Raw genomic sequence first — 20,923 nt, 5'->3', positions numbered from 1 at the left:
GCGGGCGAGGCTGGCCGGTATGACCACTCCCCTCATCGCGCTGCCGGACACCCCGGTGGCCCGCGCCGCCCTCGAGCTGGCCCGGCCGGTGGAATCGCCGTCGGTGTTCAACCACTCCGTCCGCAGCTACCTCTTCGCGCGCCTGGCCGCACCGCGCTTCGGCTGGACCGCCGGCCGCGACTACGACGACGACCTGCTGTTCACCGCTTGCACCCTGCACGACATCGGCGTGGCCACCGACGGCGCACACCGCCAGCGGTTCGAGGTCGAGGGCGCCGACCGGGCCGCCGAATTCCTGACCGGACAAGGTGCCCCGGCCGCCGACGTCGACCAGGTGTGGCAGGCCATCGCCCTGCACACCTCGCCGGGGATCGCGGAACGTCGCGGCACCCTGTGCATCCTCGTCCGCGAAGGGGTCGCCCTCGATTTCGGCGGCCCGCTCGGCGGCAACCACCTGGACGCGGTCACCGACGACGACGCCGACGTCATCCACACGGCCTACCCCCGGCTGGCCATGCTGCGATCGCTCACCGACGCGATCGTCGCGCAGGCCGCGAAACACCCCAAGAACGCCCCGCGGTATGCGATTCCCGGCGAATTCCTCCGCGAACGCGAGGACTTCGGCCGCACCCGGCTGGAGCACTCCTGCCGCACTTCCCGCTGGGACGACTGAAAATCCGACCCTCGAAAGGCTGCCTGTGCTGAAGAAACGGCTCATCCTCATCCGGAAGCGACCGGACCTGGACTTCCGCGCGTTCGACGACCACTGGGCCGGACCGCACGCGAACATCGTCGTGGATCTGCCCGGGCTCAAGGAGTACGTGCAGAACCCGGTCGTCGCGCCGGAGGGCGAGCGGGACGTGGACGGGTTCGCGGAGCTCTGGGACGACGACGCGGCCGATCCGGACAGCGCCCGGCGGGTGGCGGGCCTGCTCGCCGACGACGAACCCCGGTTCCTCGGCGCGCTCACCGGGTTCTCGGCGGACAACGTCGAGAGCTACGAGGCGGAAGCGAAGGTCTGGGTACTGGGCGCGTTCGACCCGCAGGTCTTCGTCGACGCGGTCGCCGACCTGCCGGTCACCGGCTTCGTCGGCACCGAACCGGCGAACGGGCGGCTGATGGACCGGCCCCGGCTGGCTCGCGAAGCCGCGGCACCGGCGCGGATCCTCACCATCTGCACCACGCTGTCCGCCGGACCGGCCGTGCACGCCGCCGTCACGGAAGCCGGCGGCTCGGTCCGCGCCTTCCTCACCCACACCCGACGTATCCGCTGACCGGACGGCCACCCATGACGACCTTGTTCGACCCGATCACCCTCCGCGGCGTGACGGCCCGCAACCGCATCTGGCTCGCCCCGATGTGCCAGTACTCCGTCGAGGCGCGGGACGGGATTCCGCTGCCCTGGCACCTGGTGCACCTCGGCGCCCGCGCCACCGGCGGGTTCGGCCTGGTGATGACCGAGGCCACCGCGGTCGCCGCCGAAGGCCGGATCACCCCCGGGGACACCGGAATCTGGACCGACACGCACGCCGAAGCCTGGGCGCCGATCACCGGTTTCCTCAAGGCACACGGCGCCGTCCCGGCCATCCAGCTCGCGCACGCCGGACGCAAGGCATCGACCACGCCGCCGTGGCGTGGCGGGGTTTCGGTGCCGCCCGAGGACGGCGGATGGACCACGTACGGTCCCTCGGCCGAGCCGTACCGGAAGCTCGCCACCCCGGTCCCGATGACGGTCGCCGACCTCGACGCGACAGTGCAAGCGTTCGCCGATTCCGCGCGACGGGCCGTCGCTGCCGGATTCGAGGCGGTGGAGGTGCATTCGGCGCACGGCTATCTGCTACACGAGTTCCTGTCGCCGTTGTCCAACAAACGCACCGACGAGTACGGCGGTTCGTTCGAGAACCGGATCCGGCTGCTGGTACGGGTGGTCGACGCGGTCCGGGCGGCTGTACCCGATGAAACCCCTTTGCTGGTAAGGGTTTCCGCGACCGATTGGGTCGACGGCGGATGGTCGCCTGAGGAAACCGTGGAACTGTGCGCGCTGCTGGCGGGGCACGGGGCCGACCTGTTCGACCTCAGCTCCGGCGGCAACGACCCGCGCCAGCAGATCCCCGTCGGCCCCGGGTACCAGGTGCCGTTCGCGCGTGCAGTCCGGGCGAAGTCCGGCACCCCGGCCGCCGCGGTCGGGCTGATCACCGAACCCGCGCAGGCACAGCAGGTACTGGACGAGGGTTCGGCCGACGTGATCCTCCTCGGCCGGGTCGCGTTGCGGGAAGCCGCCTGGCCGCTGCGAGCCGCGCACGAGCTCGGGGTACCGGCCGCCGATGCGCCCTATCCGGTGCAGTACCGGCGGGCCGAATGGCAATAATCTTTCGAAAGAGGGCAATCTTGCCACTCGTCGCCGCGGCTCCGGAGGGTCACCATTGATTCATCGGATCTTGCCGGATCCGCCCGCAACCCAGGAAAGGGCTCCGCCGCAATGACTTCCTACGCCGTCGAGATCCCAGAGGACTCTCCGGTCTTCGGCCAGACCAGGGGTGCCTTCGCGAGCTTCGGTTACTCCGCCGCCGTCCGCACCGGTGATCTCCTGTTCATCCCCGGCACGGTCGGCCGCCGCGCCGACGGCGTCATCGCCGACACCATCGAGGAGCAGACCGAGATCGCCATCCGGCGCATCGAGGAGATCCTCCGGCTGGAGAAGCTCGACCTCTCCGCGCTCGTCGACGTCACCAGCTACCACGTCGACATCCACGAGCACATGGCCGGTTTCCTCGCCGCGAAGAAACGCCTCATCACCCGGCAGCCGTACCCCGGCTGGTCGCTGATCGGCATCAGCGGCCTCGCGAGCCCCGGTCTGCTCATCGAGATCCGCGCCACCGCCGCCTACCCGTCCTGACCATCCGCGACCACGGGCTCCGGGACGACCCGTCCCGGAGCCCGTCGCTGTCCCTCGAAGGTTTTCCCTGTGAGTACTACGAGCCGGCTGGCCCTGCTGGCGTCGATCGTGGTGTCGTTCCTGGCTTCGTCGAGCGCGCCGACCCCGATCTACGCGATCTACGCCGGTGAAATGCACTTCTCGCCCATCACGACGACGATCATCTTCGGCACGTACGCGATCACGGTGCTGGTCACCCTGCTCGTACTCGGCCGGTTGTCCGATCACCTCGGGCGCAAACCGGTTCTCCTCGCCGCACTGGCGCTGCAAATCGTTGCGATGGCAGTGTTCGTGGCAGCGGACGGCGTCGGCTTGCTGCTTCTCGGCCGCGTACTGCAAGGCATTGCCACCGGTGGCGCACTGGGTGCCCTCGGCGCCGCGATGCTGGACATCGACCGCGACCGCGGCACCAGCGCCAATGCGGTCGGCACCCCACTGGGTACCGGCGCCGGGTCGCTGCTGTCCGGGCTGATCGTGCAGTACCTGCCCGCGCCGACCCAGCTCGTGTACCTCGTGCTGATTCTGGTTTTCGCCGCACAGGCGGTGGGAGTCGCGCGGCTGCCGGAAACGGGCGAGCGCAAACCCGGGGTACGGGCGGCGCTCGTCCCGCAGCTCGCTGTACCGCGGCACCTGCGCCGCTCGATGCTGGCCGTCGCCCCGGTGCTGTTCGCGACCTGGTCACTGGGCGGTTTCTACGGCGCACTCGCCCCTTCCCTGGCCCGGCAACTGTCCGGCTCGGACTCACTCGTGATCGGCGGGCTGGGGTTGTTCGTGCTCGCGGTGGTCGCGGCGGGCACTACGGTCGCTCTGTCCCGCCGTCCGCCTCGTACCGTGATGTTCCTCGGGATCACCATGTTGGTCGTCAGTTCGCTGGGGACCCTTGCTGTTGTTGAACTTTCGTCCGTGGTCGGGTTCTTCGTGTTCACGTTCCTGGCCGGAATCGGTTTCGGCGCCGGATTCCAGGGCGGGATGCGCACGGTCGTCCCGCAGGCACGAGAGCACGAACGCGCGGGGGTGCTGTCGACGGTGTACGTGATCTGCTACCTGGGGATGGGATTACCTGCCGTGGTGGCCGGAATCCTGGTAGTCCACGGCGGCGGGTTGATTGCGGCTACGGTGGATTATTCTTTGTTTGTGGCGGTTTTCGCGGTGGTGACGTTGGTGGCGCTTATCCGGGTGAGGCCGAGCGCGCCTTCGCGGCTTGCGCTCGTCGAGTCGGCTGCCGCGTCGCAGGGCAGCTGCTGCACGGGGAGTTGACGAGGTAACCGCAACCACCGTGGACTCCGTGGCCGGACAGTACGACGACCAGTGACACCAGCGTTCTGGTACACATTCGCTAAGACGGCGCAGCTCTTCCCCACTCGCATTGTCGGCGACCATCCCGTCGACCGTGCACGCCACCGCAGTCGACGTGTCCAGCCCGGACTTCGTGCCATACAGCTTGACTGCCCGCGCTCGCGGCGGGAATCCTGGTAGTTATTGTGGGCTACTGTGGATTTTTCGGCTTTTGTGGCGGTTTTCGCGGTGGTGACGTTGCTGGCGCTCGTCCGCATGAGGCCGAGCGCGCGGTGAGACCGCGTCGCAGAGCAGCTGCTGCGCGGGGAGTTGACGAAACGAGGTAACGCAACCACCGCGGGACTCTCGCGCCGGACTCGTCGTCCACGGCGGCGGGTTGATCGCGGCTACGGCGGACGTGGCGGGTTTTCGAGGTGGTGACGTTGCTCGCCCTCACCCGGATCAGGTCAAGCGCACGTTCGCGGCGAGCACTCATCGAATCGGCTGCCCAGCGCAACAACACCGCGTCTCACAGCAGCTGCTGAAAGCGGCAATCCGCAACCACCGCGGGACTACTCGATCTTCGTGGCCCTCACCCGCACAAGCTCCAACGCACCATCCCGACGTGCACTCACCGAGTCCACAGCCGCACGCAATGACACCGCGTCACAAAGCAACCCCTGCACCGGATACTCCGCAAGGTAGCCATACCCACCATGCGCCTGCACGGCCCGCGCCGTCACGTCGATTGCCGCTTCGCAGGCCAGGTCCAGCACGGCGGCGGCTTGCCAAGGCGACGCCGCACCGGAAAGTACCCGATCCAACACAGCCGCCGTCCCCGACGCGCCGAACAGTGCGTCGCGCACCGTGGGTAACGCGGTAAGCGGGCCGCCGAATTGCTGGCGGGTCAAGCTGTAACCAAGGGCGGCCTCCGCTGCTGCATCGGCAATCCCAGCAGCAACAGCGGCCGCGCCGAGGCGCAGCCGGACCACCGCCCGGTCGACGTCACCCCGGAGTTCCGTGCCCTCGCCGACGAACTCGACCATCCGCGTCAAAGCGCCGTCCAAACCGGTGTGCCGGACTGCCTGGTACCGCAACGCATCCGGTTCGTGCAACCGCGCCGTATCGCCACCGAGGACGATGACGTACGGCTCTTCCCCAGCCGCATCCACGCGGAGACCGCCTGTCACGCCGACGGCGATCTGTCCATTGTGGACCATCGCACGCAGCGGATGGTCACCCAGCAGCTCAGCCGCGGCGTGGGCCTGCACCGAAGCCCAGCCGAGCGCGGCCCAGCGGCGGCCCAGCCGGGCGAACGCGGTCGCGGTGAGGGCGTCGTCCGCGCCGCCTCCGCCGAGCGCCTCCGGTACCCCCAGTGTCCATACCCCCTGGTCCGCGAGCCGGGTCCGCAGCGCCGCCACCTCGGCGGGTCGCTCGTCGGACGGCTGGCTGCCGGCCGCCAGCGCGTCGATCATGGCGGCGAGGTCGGCCTGTTCCGGGGTGGTCATTGCCAGAACCTGCCCGCATCGGGCTGACGGCGTTCGGCGAACGACGCGCTCACCTCGTGTGCCTCCTGTGTGGTCAGGTAGAGCGTGAGAAACTGGTCGTGCGCCATCCGGGCCTGGCCGGAAACCCCGTTGTGCCGTCCGGAAAACGCCGACTTGAGCCCGCCGAGCGCCAGCGGGCTGCGCGTGGCCAGGTCCCGCGCGACCTCCATCGCCCGCTCCCGCAGCCCGTCCGCCGGGACGACCTCGTTCACCAGTCCCATCGCGAGGGCTTGCGCGGCGGTGTACTTGCGGTTGAGGTACCACATCTCCTTGGCGCGTTTGCGGCCGATCGCGTCCTCCAGGTACCAGGTGCCGTACCCGGCGTCGAAACTCCCGACCATCGGCCCGACCTGGCGGAACACCGCGTGTTCGGCGGCAATCGTCAGGTCGCACACGGTGTGCAGCACGTGCCCGCCACCCACCGCGAACCCGTTGACCGCCGCGATGACGGGCTTGGGAATGGTGTCGATGGCCTGGTAGACGTCCAGGATCGGCAGTACCTGCGACTGGTCGAGCGACGTCATCTCGTCGTGCTCGCCGCCGATGCAGAAGAACTTCTCGCCCGCGCCGGTGAGGATGGCCACGCGCAGTGCCGGGTCGAGCCGGAAGCGTTGCAGGGCATCGGAAAGCTCAAGACAGGTGCCGTGCCGGAACTTGTTGCCCGCGTCGGGCCGGTCGAGGGTGATCGTGAGCACCGGCCCGTCGCGATCGACGGTGATGTCGGCGTAGTCGGTCACTGTGCACTCCTGTCCTGCGTGCGGAATCCCTTGCCGGACTTGGCCCCGAGGTACCCCGCGGCCACCATCTGCCGCAGCAGCGGCGGAGGCGCGAACCTCGGGTCGAACGTGGCCTCGTACGCGCTCGCGGACGCATGCTCGTGCACGTCCAGGCCGATCATGTCGAGCAGTTCGAGCGGACCCAGCTTGTACCCGAGGCCCAGCCGCATGGCCGTGTCGATGTCCTCGGCGGTGGCGAGTTCGGCGTCGTACTCGGCGATCACGTCGTTGAGGTACGGGATGAGCAGGTGGTTGACCAGGAACCCGGGCCGGTCCTTCACCACCACCGCGTCTTTGCCGAGCGACTCGGTGAACGCGACCAGCGCGTCCACCACCTCCGGCGCGGTCTGGAGAGCGCGCACGACCTCGACGACCTTCATCAGCGGCGCCGGGTTGAAGAAGTGCAGGCCCGCAAACCGGTCCGGACGAGGTACGGCGTTCGCGAGGTCGGTCACCGACAGCGCGGAGGTGTTGGTGACGATCAGCGCCTCCTCACCCACTGCCGCGGCGACCCGGCTGAGCAGGTCTTTCTTGACATCGGGTCGCTCGGTGACGGCCTCGATCACCAGGTCGGCGCCGGAAAGCGCGGCAACGTCGGTGACCGGCCGCACGCGCGCGAGTACCTCGTCGCGCCCATCGACGGTGACCTTGCCGCGGCGTACGCCCTCGTCGAGGAAGGACCGCAGGTGCCCCAAGCCCGCGTCGGCGCGCTCCTGGCTGGTTTCGAGCACGGTCACGGTACGGCCGGACTGCGCGGTGACCTGCACGATCCCGGCACCCATCGTGCCGAAGCCGAGCACGGCCACGTGGTGGATTTCGGACATGCGCTCTCCTCAGGAACCGAACAGGCGGGTGTCGTCGTAGGTGTAGAAGCCACGGCCGGTCTTGCGGCCGAGATCGCCCGCGGCGACCATCCGGCCGACCATCGGCGGCGGGAAGAATTTCGGGTCACGCAGCTGCTCGTACAGCCGGGTGGCGACCTGCTGGTGGATGTCGAGGCCGATGACATCGAGCAGCTTGAACGGCCCCATCGGGTGGCCGAGCGCGCCGGTGACCGCCGCGTCGATCGACTCCTTCGTGCCGAGCCCGTTCTCCAGCGCCTGGATACAGCTGTTCTCCCACGGGATGAGGAACCGGTTCACGATGAACCCGGGCCGGTCTTTGGTCACCACGGTTGTTTTGCCGAGCGAGCCGAGGAAGTCCACAGTGGCCTGATGCGCCCAGCTCGCGGTGTGCCTGCCGTCGGCGACCTCGACCAGCGTCATCAGCGGCGCCGGATTGCAGTAGTGCGTGCCGACGACCCGTTCCGGCCGCGCCGACCCGGCCGCGATCCCGGTGACCGACAGCGTGGAAGTGTTGGTGTGGAACAGGGTTTCGCTGCCGACGATCCCGTCCAGCTCGCCGAAGAGGGCCCGTTTGGCGTCCAGGTCCTCGAAAATCGCCTCGACGACCACATGGGCGGACGCCAGGTCCTTCAAGTCCGTGGTGCCTTCGACGCGCGCCGACGCGGTCGCCGCTTCTTCCTCGGTGAGCTTGCCGAGTTTCGCGCTGCGGGCGAGGAATCCGCGCACGGTGGCCACGCCACGGGCGACGCGTTCGTCGTCGAGGTCGTGGATGAGGGTCCGGTGGCCGGCCCGGACCGTGACGGTGGCGATACCGGACCCCATGGTCCCGGCACCGAGCACCGCGACAGTGCGTTCCTGCGAAGTCACTTCGTGGTCTCCGTTCCTTGTTTCCGCGCGGTGTCGCGGGCGATGAGCAGCCGCTGTACTTCGTTGGTGCCGTCGTAGATCTGGGTGACCTTCGCATCCCGCAGGCAGCGCTCCACACCGACGTCGACGAGGTCGCCGTACGGGCCGAGGATGCGCATGGCCTCGCGGGCGGTGTCGAAGCCGAGGTCGGTACAGGTCTGTTTCATGATGGCGATCTGACCGGCGTCCGGCGACTTGCTGCGGTCGACCTCGCGGGCCACGCCGAGCAGCAAAAGCCTGCCCTGCAACAGTTTCCCGCGCAGGGTCGCCAGCGCGAAAGCCGCCTCGTCGGGCAGTTTCGGCCCGTGCAGCTGGGTGAGCGCGCGAAGGGTGTGCCCGTACGCCGCCCGCGCCAGGCCGACTCCCTGCGCGGCCGCGCTGATCCGCGATTTGATCACGGAGTTCATCACGACCTGCCAGCCACCGCCCTCGTCGCCGAGCCGATGGTCGGCCGGGATGTGCACCCCGTCGAAGAACAGCTCAGCCGTGCTCGACCCGTGCATTCCCATTTTGGCCAGCGGTTTCCCGCGGCTGAGACCATTCCAGGAACCGTCGAGCACAAACGCCGTGACGCCTTTCCGGCCCAGCGACCGGTCGACGGTCGCAAAACAAACAATTACGTCAGCCTTGTCGCCGGTGGTGATGAAGGTTTTCGACCCGTTGAGCCGGTACCCGCCGTCGATTGGTGCGGCGATGGAACGCAGGCTGGCGACGTCACTGCCCGCGCCGGGTTCGGTGATGCCGAGCGCGCCGTACGCGGTTCCGGCGAGCAGGCCGGGGATATAACGTTCGGCCAGTTCTGCCGATCCGGCAAGCATAATCGGGTACGCGGCGTGCATTTGCGTCATGAACACGAGGCTGGTCGCGGCGCATCCGGCGGTGATTTCCTCCATTGCGGCGGCATACGCGACATGCGTGTCCCCCGTTCCGCCGAGGTGTTTCGGGAAGATCAATCCGGTGAAACCCGCCAGCGCCTGGTAGCTGTCGTGCACGAATTCGTGGGTACGATCCGCATGTGCGGCACGGGGTGCGACTTCATGCGCGACGATTTCCCGCACCTCGGCGCGGATGGCCAGCTCCCGCTCGTCGAGCAGCGCGTCGGAGACTGATTCGTCGAGGCTCTGCTGGTGGGCGACGTAGGCCTCAGGGTCGAGTGGAGTCATGGCTGGTCCTCGAATTCCGGGGCGCGTTTGCCTTTGAAGGCGGCGATACCCTCGGTCGATTCGCGGCCACCGAGGGCGATCGCGGCGAACCCGGTTTCCAGCGACAGCCCGGCGTCGAGCGGCATGTCCCGGCCGCGGTCCACGGCTTCGAGGATCGCACGGGACGCACGGGGACCGCGTTTGGCGATGGTGTCCGCGAGCTGCCGGGCGGTGGTCAGCAGGTCGGCCTGGGCCACCGGCGGGACCGCGGCGAGGCCGAGCTGGTACGCCCGCTCGGCGTCGATCCGGGACCCAGTGAGCATCACGTGCCGCGCGACGGCGGGCCCGGCTGCGCGCGCGAGCCGCTGGGTGCCGCCGTAGCCGGGAATGAGCCCGAGGCCCGATTCCGGCAGGCCGAAGGCGGCACTGCGGGTCACGACGGCGAACGAGCACGCGAGCACCAGCTCGAACCCGCCGCCGAGCGCGAGCCCGTTCACGGCCGCGATGACCGGGACCGGGCTTTGCTCGATCCCCCGGAGTACCTGCTGTCCCTGCCGCATGAGCGGATGCGCCTGTTCGGCATCGAGGTCTTGCAGTTCGTCGAGATCGGCCCCGGCACTGAACGCTTTCTCCCCGGTGCCGGTCACCACGATCGCCCGTACGCTCCGGCCCAGCGCCTCGATTTCCTCGCCGAGGCGGCGCAACACCGCCAGGTTCAGGGCGTTGTGGACCTGCGGGCGGTTGATCCGCACCGTGGCCACGGCGGCGTCACGCTCGACGACCACGAACTCGTCACTCACTGGCTCTCCCTTCGTGCACCGCACCGGACGCAAGCAGGCTGTCGATGTCGGCGGCGGCGTACCCGAACTCACCCAGTACCTCCCGGGTGTGCGCTCCCAAAGCCGGAAACGGCGAATTCCGCGGTTCCGGGATCGAAGCAAAGCGAAAAGGGCTGTGCACACTGTGCATCACCCCGCCGGTTCCCGGTACCGGCAGCAGACAACCCCGCGCGACGACCTGCGGATCGGCGACGACCTCGGCGAGCGTCTGCACGAGCGAGCACGGGATCCCCGCGTCGCCGAGCATCTTCTGCCATTCGGCGGCGGTGCGCTCGGCGAGCTTGGCGGTGACCTGCGCGACGAGCCGGTCCCGATGCCGCCGTCGGCCCGCGTTGTCTTTCAGCTCCGGGTCGGCACCCAGGTCCGGCAGCCCGACGACCGTGCAGAACCGCTGCCACATCGGATCGTTGCCGATCGCGACCGCGAGATCGCGGTCCGCAGTGGGGAACGCCTGGTACACCGCGAGCACGGAATCGGTACCGCCGCTGGGCGCGGGTTCGTCCTCACCCGCGAGGTAGGCGGCGATGCGCGGAGCCATCACGGCGAGGTCGGCGTCGAGGAGGGAGACGTCGATGAGCTCGCCCTGGTGGTCCTGGCGCTGCCGCACGACTGCCGCGCTCACCGCGAGAGCGGCGCACATTCCGGTGATCACGTCGGACAGCGCGGTGGACACCCGCTGCGGCGCACCGCCTTTGGCGCCGGTGACGGACATGAGCCCGGAGCGCGCCTGCGCGGCGAGGTCGTAACCGGGGAGCGTGCTGTCCGGCCCGTCGAGCCCGAAGCCGGACATCGCGCAGTAGATCAGCGCGGGAAACTCGGCGCGGAGCGTCGGATGGTCGATGCCGAGCGCCTGCAGCTTCGCGGGGTTGAGGTTCTCCATGAACACGTCGGCAGACCCGATGAGCCGCCGCAGCACGGCAAGCCCGCGCCGGTCCCGAAGATCGATCACGACGGACCTCTTGTTGCGATTGGCCGACGCAAACCACGCCGAAACCCCACCCGCCGAAAACGGCGGCCCCCACGACCGCGTGTCGTCCCCCCGTCCGGGCCGCTCGACCTTGATCACGTCGGCCCCGAGATCGGCGAGATACATCGACGCGGTGGGCCCCGCGTAGGACGTGGTGAGGTCGATGACCCGCAACCCGGCCAGCGGGCCGCTCCGGTGATGGTCTTCTGTTCGCACTCCCTCATAATGTTCGACATTTGCCACTCGGTCAAGGGTGGGGGAGATCGCAGCACTGTTGCGGTGGGGTGCGCCGGGGTACGTTGGGTGGGGCGGGAAACGGCGGGCGGCAACGGCTGTCGTCGGTGTGCGCCTGGAGGAATCGAGCGTGCCGGGATGCGGTTCCGGAGAACTCTCGGTCGCGCGAGGGATTTCCCCACCAGTGGCCGAATCAGCCGCGGGACCCACGACAGGGCCCGGGCTTCCCGGCCGGAAGACTCAGCTGCACGCCATCGGCCGGACGCCGGAGGCAGGCTGGAAGACTCAGCTGCACACCACGGCGTCAGCTACGGGCTCGGGGAGGCTCACCCAGGCGAGCGCAACCCCGCAAGCGCCCGATGCTTCCCGACCGCCGTGCCGGGCCCAAACCTCAGCCGGCCGAGTGCTCCGCCGAATGCTTCCGCAGATACGTCAGATGTTTCACGATCGCCACCTCGGCGGCGTCCGCGTCCTGGGCTGCGATGGCGTCCACGATGGCCTTGTGCTGGCGGACCGTCGCGCGGCCCACTTCCGGGGACAGGTCCAGGTAGTGCACCGGCTCGGTTTCGTGGTGCAGGGCCGCCACGAAGGACGCCAGCACGCGGTTGCGCGAGGCCTCCGCGATGAGCGTGTGGAACTCCTCGTCGAGCTTCGGGACCTCGGGGTCGTCGACCGACGCCGTTTTCTGCCTGCGCACGATGTCCCGCAGCCGCTCCAGGTCCTCGCCGGTGCGGTGGACCGCGGCGAGCCGCGCGGCGGGGACCTCCAGGTGCTGGCGGACCTCGGCTACCTCGCCGAACTCGATGCTGCCCAGCGTGAGCAGGTTGTGCACGCTGTCGATGACCGCGGTGCCGAGCGAGTGGTGGTCGATGTGGTGCACGAAGTTGCCCCCGCGCGAGCCCGGCTGCTTGTAGATCAGCCGCTGCGTGGTGAGCGACCGCAGCGCCTCCCGGACCGTCGTGCGGCTGACGTTGAACTGCCGCGCGAGCTCCACCTCCGGCGGCAGCAGGTCACCGGTCTTCAGCTCGCCGGCGAGGATCGCCGCCCGGAGCCGCTCCTCGACCTGCTCGCGCGGGCGAAGGACCTTCTGGCCGATGACCCGGCTCTGCTGGGCCTCCCGAAGCTCTGCCACTGCCCCACCCACCTGCTAGTCCAGTGTTGGTCTGTCACCCTACCAGGTCTTCTGTCGGACATTACACCCGCGGACCCGGACGACCTGCCCGGGTCAGGACATCGTCATCCCGCTGTCCACCGAAATGATCTGCCCGGTCGTCCGCCGCGACTCGTCCGACGCCAGGTACAGGGCCATCGCGGCGACGTCCTCCGGGTCGAGCAGGCCGAGCAGGTGCCGGTCGAGCAATGGCTGCGGGATGGCGCCCTGGTCAAGCCGCTTGACCAGCCGCTCGGTGACGGTGACGCCCGGCGCGATCGCGTTCACGCGGATGTGCTGCGGCGCGTACTGCACCGCCATCGAGCGCGTGAACGAAACAATGCCGCCTTTGGCGATCGTGTAGCAGTCCTGTGCGGGCCGGGGCTTTCCCATCAGCGCGACCATCGACGCCGTGTTGATCACCGAGCCGCCACCCGTCTTCGCCAATTGCCGGATTGCGTACCGGCACATCAGGAACGTCCCGAAGAGGTCGCGTTTCATGGTCTGCCAGAACACCTCGACGGGAACCTCGGTGACCGGACCGTCCCCCGGGCTCGTACCGCCGACGTTGTTGTACAGCACATCGAGCTGCCCGAACGTATCCACCGCCAGCTGCACGGCGGCTTGCGCATTGCTTTCCTCGGACGTATCGGTGCGCACGAACACCGCGGTGCCACCGGCCTCCTCGATTTCCCGGACCGCCGAACGACCGGTTTCCTCATTCCACTCCGCGACGACCACCTGGGCGCCGTGCGCGGCGAAAAGAAGGGCGGCGGTCCGCCCGATGCCCGCCCCTGCCCCGGTGATCAGTGCGACTTTCCCAGCCAGACGCTGCATTTTCCGGTCCCTTCTCACCCGAATCGCAATCCACCGTTGACGTGGATGACCTGCCCGGTCACGAACCCCGCCGCCGGGGAGACCAGGTACTGCACGGCCGCGACGACGTCGGCCGGCGCGCCCATCCGCCGTACCGGCACCTTCTCCGGGACGGCGCCGGGGACCGAGAACATGCCGCTCTCGATCCACGCCGGCGACACGACATTCGACGTCACCCCGGCCGCGGCGAACTCCACCGCCACCGCCTTCGCCAAGCCGACGAGACCCGCCTTCGAAGCGGCATAAGCCGCGACGTTGCCGGAACCGCCGGTTTCGGTCACGATCGACGCCAGCTGCACGATCCGGCCGTACCCGGCGTCGCGCATCCCGCCGATCACCCGGCGGACCAGGTAAAACGCCCCGGTGAGGTTCACGCGCAACGCGTCGTCCCATTCACCGGCCGTCTCTTCCAGCCCGCACCGCGCGACCACGGCCGCACAGTTGACCAGTATCGACGGGGTGCCGCCCAGTGCCGATTCGACGCGGGTCACCGCATCCGAAACCGCCCGTTCGTCCCCGATGTCACAGGGTACGAACACCTCGTCCGGCGATTCGCCCACCCGCTCCGGGGCCCGGACGTCCAGGCCGCCGACCCGTGCCCCGGCCGCCCGCAACGCCGCCACGATCGGCGCCCCCAGGCCCCCGCTCGACCCCGCGACCAGCGCAATCCGGCCGCGGATCCCGTCGGCGGTCATGGCCGCCCGGCTTCGACCAGTGCCTGCGCCCGCGCCCATTCCCGGGTGAGGATCTCACGCAGGAAGGCAATGCGCTCGGCGCCGCCGAGAAAGTCGAAGCGAGCGGTGGTGAACGGGTCGATGCGCTCGCGCAGCAAGGCCAGCTGCCGGTCGGCCGGTTCCCGCGTCACCGGTACCCGGTCCGGCACGGTGAGCTCGAACCCGGTGTTGTCCACCACCTCGTCGACGCTCACCCCCGGGTGCACGGATTCGAGCACGAACGGTTCGTCATCGGTGTCCTTGCGCAGCACCGCGAGCGGCGAGATCGCGATGATCGGACCAGGCAGCAGGCCGCGCTTCTCCCGCGCCGCAGCGCTGATCGGCGTGCGCCGTCCGGTCGCGAAGTCGACCTGCGGCACGAACGTCCGCCGATCGTGCCGGGAGAAGTACGCGACCACCGTGTGGTAGTTCTGCACCACCTCCGGCGATCCCGCGCCACCGGGCAGCCGGACCTTGGGCCGGTGGTAATCGCCGATCACCGAAAGATTGATGGCCCCGTCACCGCCGAGCTGGACGCTCGAAACGCATTCGATCATGCCGCGGGTGCCGATGTGGAGGAGCTGGTTCGATTCGGTGAACGACCAGCGGCCGCGGGCCGTTTTGTAAATCGCCCCCTCCGCACCGGAAAACCCGAGTTCGATGGGGTCCATTCCGATGGCGTTGTATCCGGCCAGCCAGGCGTCCGGCGCGTGCGTGAGCTTGGCGAGCATGTAAGCGGCATAAGCCAGCGGCGTGAACGACCCGAGAACGGTGACGCGCTCGCCTTCCTCCCGCATTTCTTCGCTGATCCGGCAGGCCATCAGCTCGTGCATCTCATACGTGGCCACTGTTTTCACCTTTCCAGGACGTTGGCGGCATCCACCAGTGCAGACAGCACCGCTCCGCGATCGCCGGGTACGGCACGCGCCCGGTACTCCGCCTCGGTTTCGCCGCGAAGACGCTCCAGGTATCCGGCAAACGCCTCGGGATCCGCCGCGGCTTCCTGGTATTCCAGGAGCTGCCACGCGTCCACGGCGTATTGCGGGACATGCGAACACGGATGGGCCCCGAATGGCGCCTCGATCACGGCATCCACGAGAAAGCCGGGAATGCGCGTGCGTTCCGGCGTCTCGGCAATGCGGTCACCGGACACGATTTCCTCGCAGGTCACGATCACCTTGGCCGCGGCTCGGGCCAATTCCGGATCCTGCCCGTAGGTCCCGTCGAATTGCGCATTACCGAGCTCATCGCACCGGGACGCGTGGACGATCGCGACGTCGGGCCGCAGCGCCCGCACCACCATCACGTCCTCGTCGCCGAACGATGTGCTCGCGCGGCCGTAGATCTCCGGGTGCAGGGGCACCAGGTCGGACCCCTCCGGACCGGCGAGCGGCAGGAACGGAACACCCCGGCCGGCGGCTTCGAGCGCCAGCTGCAGCGAGATCGCGCTCACCTCGGTGGTCGCCAGCTCGCCGGACTGCCCGGCGCGCCGGAAGTTCGCCGCCATGCCCATCGCCTCCATGGTCACCATGGAAAACGTGAGGTCGGTGAGTACGCCCGCCCCGACCAGGAGGTCGACGTCGATGGAACCCAGCAGGGCGAGGCCGGCGATGTCGGTACGACCGGCCCGCACCAGCTCACGGACCGCGGCCATCGGATGGTTGGCGAACCAGGCACCGCCGAACGCGACGGTCGCCCGTTCCGGCACGAGCGCGGGCAGCTCGCTCAGCTCGACGACTTTTCCGGGAATCGGCATACTGCTCCTTCGGCTGAATTTCGGTGCGCTATCCGGCGAACAGCGAGCGCCCGATGATGTCTTTCATGATTTCGGTGGTCCCGCCGTAAATGGTCTGGATCCGCGAGTCCAGCCACGCTTTCGCCACCGGGTACTCGAGCATGTAGCCGTACCCACCGTGCAGTTGCAGGCACTGGTCGATGACCTTGTTCGCCAGCTCGGTGGTCCACCATTTCGCTTTCGCCGCGTCGGCCGGGCTGAGTTCCCCGGCATTCAGGGCCAGCACGCAACGATCGACGTACACCTGCGCGATGTCGATCTCGGTCGCCATCTCGGCGAGCCGGAAACGGGTGTGCTGGAAATCGGCGATGGGCTGGCCGAAGGCTTGGCGCTGACGGCAGTATTCGATGGTACTGCGGTAAATGTGGTCCGCGCGGGCGAGTGCGGTGACCGCCACCGTCACCCGTTCCTGCGGAAGGTGCCGCATCGAATACGCGAACCCGCGCCCCTCTTCACCCAGCAGGTTGACCACGGGAACCCGCACGTCGGAAAAGAACAACTCGGCAGTATCCTGCGCTTTCTGGCCCACCTTCACCAGATTTCGGCCACGCGAGAAGCCGGCCATTCCGCGTTCGACCACGAACAGCGTGATCCCGCGGGCCCCGGCGGCGACGTCGGTCTTCGCCAGCACGATGACCAGGTCGGCATTGATCCCGTTGCTGATGAACGTTTTCTGGCCGTTGAGCACGTAATGGTCGCCGTCCCGCTTTGCGGTGGTGCGCAAGCCTTTCAGGTCACTGCCCGCGCCCGGTTCGGTCATCCCGATCGCTGTGATGAGCTCGCCGCGGGCAAATCCGGGCAGCCACCGGGCTTTCTGCTCGGCAGTAGTCAGGTCGGTGAAATACGGGGCCGCCACGTCGTTGTGCAGCGTGAATCCGGGCCCGGTGGCACCCACGCGCGCCATTTCCTCGCCGAGTACCGCATTGTAGCGGAAATCCCGGACACCGAGACCGCCGTATTCCTCCGGGACGCTGAACCCGAGCAGGCCCTTTTCCCCGGCCCGCAGCCAGAGTTCCCGCGGGACGATTCCGGCGGATTCCCAGCTTTCCTGATGCGGGACCACTTCGCGGTCCAGGAACTCGCGGGCGAGCGCACGAAAATCCTCGTGCTCTTGCTGGAACAGGTCACGTTTCATGCGCAGTCCTTGATTCTCCGGCGCCGGGCCATTGCCGGCGGATTTCGCGGCGCAGCAGCTTTCCCGTCGGACTCCGGGCGAGTTCGGAGACGAAATGGAAGCGCTTGGGGATCTTGTACCCGGCAATCCGTCCCCGGCAATGGTCTTTGAGGTCCGCGGCGTCCAGCGAAGCGCCATCACGGGGCACCACAGCCGCGGTGACGACTTCGCCCCAATACGGATCCGGCGTACCGACGACAGCCGCATCCCGGACGTCGGCGTGTTCGAGCAGGAGGTTTTCCACTTCCGTCGGATAGACGTTCTCGCCGCCGCTCACGATCTTGTCGTTCAGCCGGTCGACGAGATAGTGATAACCGTCCGCATCCCGGTACGCGAGGTCGCCGGTGTGGAACCAGCCGTCCCGCAGGACGGCCGCGGTCGCTTCGGGCTGACGCCAATAGCCGGACATCACATTCGGGCCGCGGCACACGATTTCCCCGATTTCCCCGGGCGCAGTGTCTTTTCCGTCCGTTTTCACCACTCGCAGCTGCATGCCGACCGCGCTCCGCCCGATCGATTTCAGCAGCTCAGGTGCCTCCTCCGGTCGATGATCCTCCGGTGGCAGCGCGCATACCCCCAGCGCCTCGGTGCTGCCGTACCCGTTCACGAAATCGCATCCCCAGGTGTCGATGGCCTGCCGTACCAGGCTCGGCGGCATCGGCGCGGCGCCGTAAAGCACGCGCCGGAGCCGGGATTTCGCGTTGTCCGGCCACCTCGCCACGATGTCGCGGATCATCGACGGCACGAGCTGGGCGTGGGTGATTTCGCCACTCGCCAGCAGCGCGGTGGCCTCCGCCGGATCGAATTTCACCAGCTGGCGGCACGTTCCGCCGAGATAGGTGAACGCGTGCACGAGCTGCGATCCGATGTGGAACATCGGCATCGAGGTGAGATACACCGCATCCGGCCGGGCGTCGATTTCCTGCCCTTGCGAAAGCATGCTGGCGTGCAAGGCACCGTGGGTGAGCATGGCGCCCTTGGGCTGGCCGGTGGTGCCGCTGGTGTAGGTGATCATCGCGAGCTCGTCCGCCGGGAACAGTCTCGGCGTTTCCATCGGCGATGTCGCGGCCAGCACGTCGTCAGTTTCCGTACCGAGAAAGACCATCGGCCGCGGCGAAGCGCGCCGCGCGACCTCGTGCAGGTTCGGGCCGACCACGATCAGCGCCGGGTCGCAATCGTCGATGATCCGGGCAAGTTCCGGCGCGGACAGCCGGAAATTCAACGGCACGTGGACCGCCCCTGCACGCAGAGTGCCGACCCGGACCTGCAGGTACTCGAGTTCGTTGTACGCCAGCAACGCCACCCGCGCTCCGCTGCCGATCCCTTGCGAGTGCAGGAATGCCGCGAACCGGTCGGCGTTCTCGCTGGTGCGGGCGAACGTCGACGAGCGGCCCGCCGCGGTCACGCACACCTTCTGCGGGTAGCGCGCCACCGCATGCGTGAGCAGATCAGGTACCTCCACCCTCCTCCTTCCGAACCCCGTCATCGGGTGGTGAAACCGCCGTCGACGACCAGCGTGTGGCCGGTGACGAAGCTCGCCGACAGCAGGAACACCAGCGCGCCGTCGAGGTCCTCCGGACGGCCCAGCCTGCCGAGCGCGGTCCCCTGGGTGATCCAGTCCGGCGCACTGCCGTCGCCGGAGACCAGCCCGTCGGTCATTTCCGACGGAAAGAACCCCGGGGCCAGCGCGTTGACCCGGATGCCGTGCCGCCCCCACTGCGAAGCCAGCTCCCGGGTGAGCCCGTGCAACCCGGCTTTCGACGCAACGTACCCCGCCTCGGGCATCGGCGCGGTCGAGCGCAGTCCCATGATCGAGCCGATGTTCACGATCGACCGGCCACCGCCGGGATTCGCCCGCATCGCGCGGGCGGCGAGACCGGCCAGCGCGAACGGCGCGACCAGGTTGATCTCCAGCTGGCGGCGGAAGGTTTCCACCGTTTCCCGCGACGCCGGCCCCGGTGCGCTGATCCCGGCATTGTTGACCAGCCCGTCGAGCCTGCCGTAGCGGTCGAGCGCGGTATCGATCAACCGCACCCGGTCCTCGTCCACGCTGACGTCGCAGGCGACCGCGGTGGCGGACGGCAGGTCGTCGGCCAGGTCCTTGAGCCGTTCCACGCGCCGCGCAGCCACGACGACGCTGGCCCCGGCCGCGCTCACCGCGTGTGCCATTCGCCTGCCCAATCCGGAACTGGCGCCGGTGATCACGACCACCTGCTCGGCAAGGGGCCGATTCCCGTCCACGGCTTACCTCTCCTCGTTCTTGCGAGCGATCTGCTCCGCAACTTTCTGCAATCCCGCGTTGACCCCAGGGTCGGCCAGCGCGGTCGTGAACGCTTCGTCTTCCCGGCGGCGTGCGGCTGCCGCGTCAATCACCCGCGACGCAGCCAGCAGCCGCTTCGTGGCCGTCAGCGAACTGAGCGGTGCCGCGGCGATCCGGTCCGCCAATGCGGCGGCGGTGCTGCGGAGCTCGTCCACCGGAACGCGGCACAACGCCAGGCCCGCCTCGACGGCTTGCTCCGCGCTTAACCACGCCCCGGAATAGAAAAGATGCGCCGCCCGCTGCGGGCCGAGCATGGCGGGCAGCGTGGCACTACTGCCCGCCTCGGGCACGAGGCCGAGCGCGGCGAACGGCGCCCGGAAGCGGGCATTGTCCGCCACGAGCACGATGTCGACGTGGCCGAGCAAGGTGAACCCGATCCCCACCGCCGGTCCCGCCACCGCGGCGATCAACGGTTTCGGGAATTGTTCGAGCTGGCCGAGGAGCCGGTCGTAAGCGTCGCGGGCCGTTTGCCTGCGCGCCGGATCGGCGGCGAGATCGCGGAGGTCCGCACCGGCGCTGAACCGGTCGCCCCCGCCGAGTACGACACACGAAACCTCCACGTCACTTGCGGCGTCGGCCAGGAGATCAGCCAGCGCGCCATAGAGTTCCGCGTCGAACGCATTCCCCGCCGACGGCCGGTTCAACGTCAGTTCGAGTACCCGATCCCTCCGCTCGGCGATGATGCGCTCGGCCGTCTTCGGCGGGGAAGTAATCATGGCGTCAGGTTATCACAGGCTCGGCTGCGATCCAACGTTCGCGGACCTGGTCACCCGAGCAGACCGCGTACTTCCGCCAGGTCGGCGAGGAAATCTTCCAGGCACAGCACGGGAAGCGTGCCGGCTTCCGCCTGCAGGAGGGCCACGTCCTTGGCCAGGAGGGCACCGTCGAGCTGCCGGACGAGACCGGCCATCCGGCTGGCCCCGCTGGAGTGCCGGAGGACCCGGTGGAGGGTCTCCGGCCCGATCCCGTGCTGCCGGGCCAGCCGCAGCATCGCCGCCAGCGCAAGCACGTGGTACGCCCCGGTGACGTTGTTCAGCAGCTTGGCCCGCGTGGGTTCGCCGTAGCTGTCGAAGGTGATCAGTTCTCCGGCCAGCGCCGACCGCAGGAAATCCCGGTCGGCGGTGGTCGACGGGCCCGCGCTCAGCATGGTCAGCCGTCCGGATCGCGCACCCTGCGCCCCGCCCGAGACCGGCTGTTCGAGAATTCGCCACTCTCCGGCGGATCGCTCCCCCAGCCGGTCGGCGAATGCGGGTTCGAGAGTGGTGATCAGGTGACAGGCGCGCGGGCCCGCGGCGGGCAGCTGGTCGAGGATCTCGGCGGCTTGCGGATCCGGTCGACCGAGGCCCACGGCACCTCACTCAGGTGCGCGTAACCCGGCCGGTTCGTATTGTCCTGCCAGGCTTTCCGCCGTTCGGGATCCGGCTCGACC

General features: G+C 68.7%; 22 protein-coding genes. 5 read left to right on the top strand and 17 right to left on the bottom strand.

All coding sequences use genetic code 11. From position 1 onward, the window contains the following. Window positions 1-19 precede the first annotated feature (19 nt). From OO71_RS08010 to OO71_RS07990, 5 genes are all read left to right on the top strand, one after another. Window positions 20-673, top strand: a complete 654-nt coding sequence (locus OO71_RS08010) for an HD domain-containing protein (RefSeq protein WP_033288980.1) — start codon at window positions 20-22, stop codon at window positions 671-673. A 25-nt stretch (window positions 674-698) separates the two neighbouring features. Then, window positions 699-1,274, top strand: a complete 576-nt coding sequence (locus OO71_RS47175) for an EthD family reductase (RefSeq protein ID WP_051791261.1) — start codon at window positions 699-701, stop codon at window positions 1,272-1,274. A 14-nt stretch (window positions 1,275-1,288) separates the two neighbouring features. Beyond that, window positions 1,289-2,368, top strand: a complete 1,080-nt coding sequence (locus OO71_RS08000; RefSeq protein ID WP_033288979.1) for an NADH:flavin oxidoreductase/NADH oxidase — start codon at window positions 1,289-1,291, stop codon at window positions 2,366-2,368. A gap of 111 nt (window positions 2,369-2,479) precedes the next feature. Further along, window positions 2,480-2,896 (top strand): Rid family hydrolase, encoded by a 417-nt coding sequence (locus tag OO71_RS07995; protein WP_033288978.1) that lies wholly within the window; start codon window positions 2,480-2,482, stop codon window positions 2,894-2,896. Between the two features lie 69 nt (window positions 2,897-2,965). Continuing rightward, window positions 2,966-4,192, top strand: a complete 1,227-nt coding sequence (locus OO71_RS07990; protein WP_051791259.1) for an MFS transporter — start codon at window positions 2,966-2,968, stop codon at window positions 4,190-4,192. A gap of 590 nt (window positions 4,193-4,782) precedes the next feature. On the opposite strand, the gene OO71_RS07985 is transcribed toward OO71_RS07990, so the two are convergent. The 17 genes from OO71_RS07985 to OO71_RS07905 form a co-directional block, all read right to left on the bottom strand. Then, complete coding sequence (locus OO71_RS07985) at window positions 4,783-5,718, bottom strand: acyl-CoA dehydrogenase family protein (RefSeq protein WP_033288977.1); 936 nt, start codon at window positions 5,716-5,718, stop codon at window positions 4,783-4,785. Beyond that, complete coding sequence (locus OO71_RS07980; RefSeq protein WP_033288976.1) at window positions 5,715-6,494, bottom strand: enoyl-CoA hydratase-related protein; 780 nt, start codon at window positions 6,492-6,494, stop codon at window positions 5,715-5,717. The genes OO71_RS07985 and OO71_RS07980 overlap by 4 nt, the downstream gene beginning before the upstream one ends. Continuing rightward, complete coding sequence (locus OO71_RS07975; RefSeq protein ID WP_033288975.1) at window positions 6,491-7,357, bottom strand: 3-hydroxyacyl-CoA dehydrogenase family protein; 867 nt, start codon at window positions 7,355-7,357, stop codon at window positions 6,491-6,493. The genes OO71_RS07980 and OO71_RS07975 overlap by 4 nt, the downstream gene beginning before the upstream one ends. Before the next feature lie 9 nt (window positions 7,358-7,366). After that, window positions 7,367-8,245 (bottom strand): 3-hydroxyacyl-CoA dehydrogenase family protein, encoded by an 879-nt coding sequence (locus tag OO71_RS07970; protein WP_033288974.1) that lies wholly within the window; start codon window positions 8,243-8,245, stop codon window positions 7,367-7,369. Then, the gene (locus OO71_RS07965) at window positions 8,242-9,447 is read right to left on the bottom strand and encodes an acyl-CoA dehydrogenase family protein (protein ID WP_033288973.1); all 1,206 of its coding nucleotides are present in this window, start codon (window positions 9,445-9,447) and stop codon (window positions 8,242-8,244) included. Before OO71_RS07965 ends, OO71_RS07970 begins: the two co-directional genes overlap by 4 nt. Then, entirely contained in the window at window positions 9,444-10,226 is a 783-nt protein-coding gene (locus OO71_RS07960; RefSeq protein ID WP_084144782.1) for an enoyl-CoA hydratase/isomerase family protein, read from the bottom strand. Before OO71_RS07960 ends, OO71_RS07965 begins: the two co-directional genes overlap by 4 nt. Further along, window positions 10,219-11,448, bottom strand: a complete 1,230-nt coding sequence (locus OO71_RS07955; RefSeq protein ID WP_033288972.1) for a CaiB/BaiF CoA transferase family protein — start codon at window positions 11,446-11,448, stop codon at window positions 10,219-10,221. The genes OO71_RS07960 and OO71_RS07955 overlap by 8 nt, the downstream gene beginning before the upstream one ends. Before the next feature lie 409 nt (window positions 11,449-11,857). Next, entirely contained in the window at window positions 11,858-12,598 is a 741-nt protein-coding gene (locus OO71_RS07950; RefSeq protein ID WP_033288971.1) for a FadR/GntR family transcriptional regulator, read from the bottom strand. A 93-nt stretch (window positions 12,599-12,691) separates the two neighbouring features. Further along, a complete protein-coding gene (locus OO71_RS07945) occupies window positions 12,692-13,453 on the bottom strand; it encodes an SDR family NAD(P)-dependent oxidoreductase (protein WP_033288970.1) in 762 nt (253 codons plus the stop codon). Between the two features lie 14 nt (window positions 13,454-13,467). Next, the gene (locus tag OO71_RS07940; RefSeq protein ID WP_033288969.1) at window positions 13,468-14,187 is read right to left on the bottom strand and encodes an SDR family NAD(P)-dependent oxidoreductase; all 720 of its coding nucleotides are present in this window, start codon (window positions 14,185-14,187) and stop codon (window positions 13,468-13,470) included. Continuing rightward, the gene (locus tag OO71_RS47170) at window positions 14,184-15,053 is read right to left on the bottom strand and encodes a CoA-transferase (RefSeq protein ID WP_051791257.1); all 870 of its coding nucleotides are present in this window, start codon (window positions 15,051-15,053) and stop codon (window positions 14,184-14,186) included. Before OO71_RS47170 ends, OO71_RS07940 begins: the two co-directional genes overlap by 4 nt. Before the next feature lie 5 nt (window positions 15,054-15,058). Next, complete coding sequence (locus OO71_RS07930) at window positions 15,059-15,961, bottom strand: CoA transferase subunit A (protein ID WP_033288968.1); 903 nt, start codon at window positions 15,959-15,961, stop codon at window positions 15,059-15,061. A 28-nt stretch (window positions 15,962-15,989) separates the two neighbouring features. Continuing rightward, on the bottom strand, window positions 15,990-17,135 hold the full coding sequence (locus OO71_RS07925) for an acyl-CoA dehydrogenase family protein (RefSeq protein ID WP_033288967.1): 1,146 nt from the start codon (window positions 17,133-17,135) through the stop codon (window positions 15,990-15,992). Continuing rightward, window positions 17,125-18,636: a class I adenylate-forming enzyme family protein gene (locus OO71_RS07920; protein ID WP_051791254.1), complete on the bottom strand. Its 1,512-nt coding sequence runs from the start codon at window positions 18,634-18,636 to the stop codon at window positions 17,125-17,127. Before OO71_RS07920 ends, OO71_RS07925 begins: the two co-directional genes overlap by 11 nt. Window positions 18,637-18,656: 20 nt before the next feature. Further along, window positions 18,657-19,415, bottom strand: coding sequence for an SDR family NAD(P)-dependent oxidoreductase (locus OO71_RS07915; RefSeq protein WP_033288966.1), 759 nt, complete (start codon window positions 19,413-19,415; stop codon window positions 18,657-18,659). Window positions 19,416-19,418: 3 nt separating this feature from the next. After that, the gene (locus OO71_RS07910; protein ID WP_051791251.1) at window positions 19,419-20,210 is read right to left on the bottom strand and encodes an enoyl-CoA hydratase-related protein; all 792 of its coding nucleotides are present in this window, start codon (window positions 20,208-20,210) and stop codon (window positions 19,419-19,421) included. Between the two features lie 50 nt (window positions 20,211-20,260). Then, a complete protein-coding gene (locus OO71_RS07905) occupies window positions 20,261-20,842 on the bottom strand; it encodes an NAD(P)-binding domain-containing protein (protein WP_156096220.1) in 582 nt (193 codons plus the stop codon). Window positions 20,843-20,923: the final 81 nt, after the last annotated feature.

Origin of the sequence: Amycolatopsis jejuensis, assembly GCF_000717335.1 — a bacterium.
Taxonomy (GTDB): domain Bacteria; phylum Actinomycetota; class Actinomycetes; order Mycobacteriales; family Pseudonocardiaceae; genus Amycolatopsis; species Amycolatopsis jejuensis.
Note: the sequence above shows the minus strand (reverse complement) of the source record. Positions and strands in the feature narration are given on the sequence as shown.

What these genes read in the sequence shown, in the direction of transcription:
- OO71_RS08010 (WP_033288980.1), top strand. Translation starts at nt 20, where the DNA reads ATGACCACTCCCCTCATCGCGCTGCCGGACACCCCGGTGGCCCGCGCC.
- OO71_RS08000 (WP_033288979.1), top strand. Translation starts at nt 1,289, where the DNA reads ATGACGACCTTGTTCGACCCGATCACCCTCCGCGGCGTGACGGCCCGC.
- OO71_RS07995 (WP_033288978.1), top strand. Translation starts at nt 2,480, where the DNA reads ATGACTTCCTACGCCGTCGAGATCCCAGAGGACTCTCCGGTCTTCGGC.
- OO71_RS07985 (WP_033288977.1), bottom strand. Translation starts at nt 5,718, where the DNA reads ATGACCACCCCGGAACAGGCCGACCTCGCCGCCATGATCGACGCGCTG.
- OO71_RS07975 (WP_033288975.1), bottom strand. Translation starts at nt 7,357, where the DNA reads ATGTCCGAAATCCACCACGTGGCCGTGCTCGGCTTCGGCACGATGGGT.
- OO71_RS07965 (WP_033288973.1), bottom strand. Translation starts at nt 9,447, where the DNA reads ATGACTCCACTCGACCCTGAGGCCTACGTCGCCCACCAGCAGAGCCTC.
- OO71_RS07945 (WP_033288970.1), bottom strand. Translation starts at nt 13,453, where the DNA reads ATGCAGCGTCTGGCTGGGAAAGTCGCACTGATCACCGGGGCAGGGGCG.
- OO71_RS07940 (WP_033288969.1), bottom strand. Translation starts at nt 14,187, where the DNA reads ATGACCGCCGACGGGATCCGCGGCCGGATTGCGCTGGTCGCGGGGTCG.
- OO71_RS07930 (WP_033288968.1), bottom strand. Translation starts at nt 15,961, where the DNA reads ATGCCGATTCCCGGAAAAGTCGTCGAGCTGAGCGAGCTGCCCGCGCTC.
- OO71_RS07925 (WP_033288967.1), bottom strand. Translation starts at nt 17,135, where the DNA reads ATGAAACGTGACCTGTTCCAGCAAGAGCACGAGGATTTTCGTGCGCTC.
- OO71_RS07910 (WP_051791251.1), bottom strand. Translation starts at nt 20,210, where the DNA reads ATGATTACTTCCCCGCCGAAGACGGCCGAGCGCATCATCGCCGAGCGG.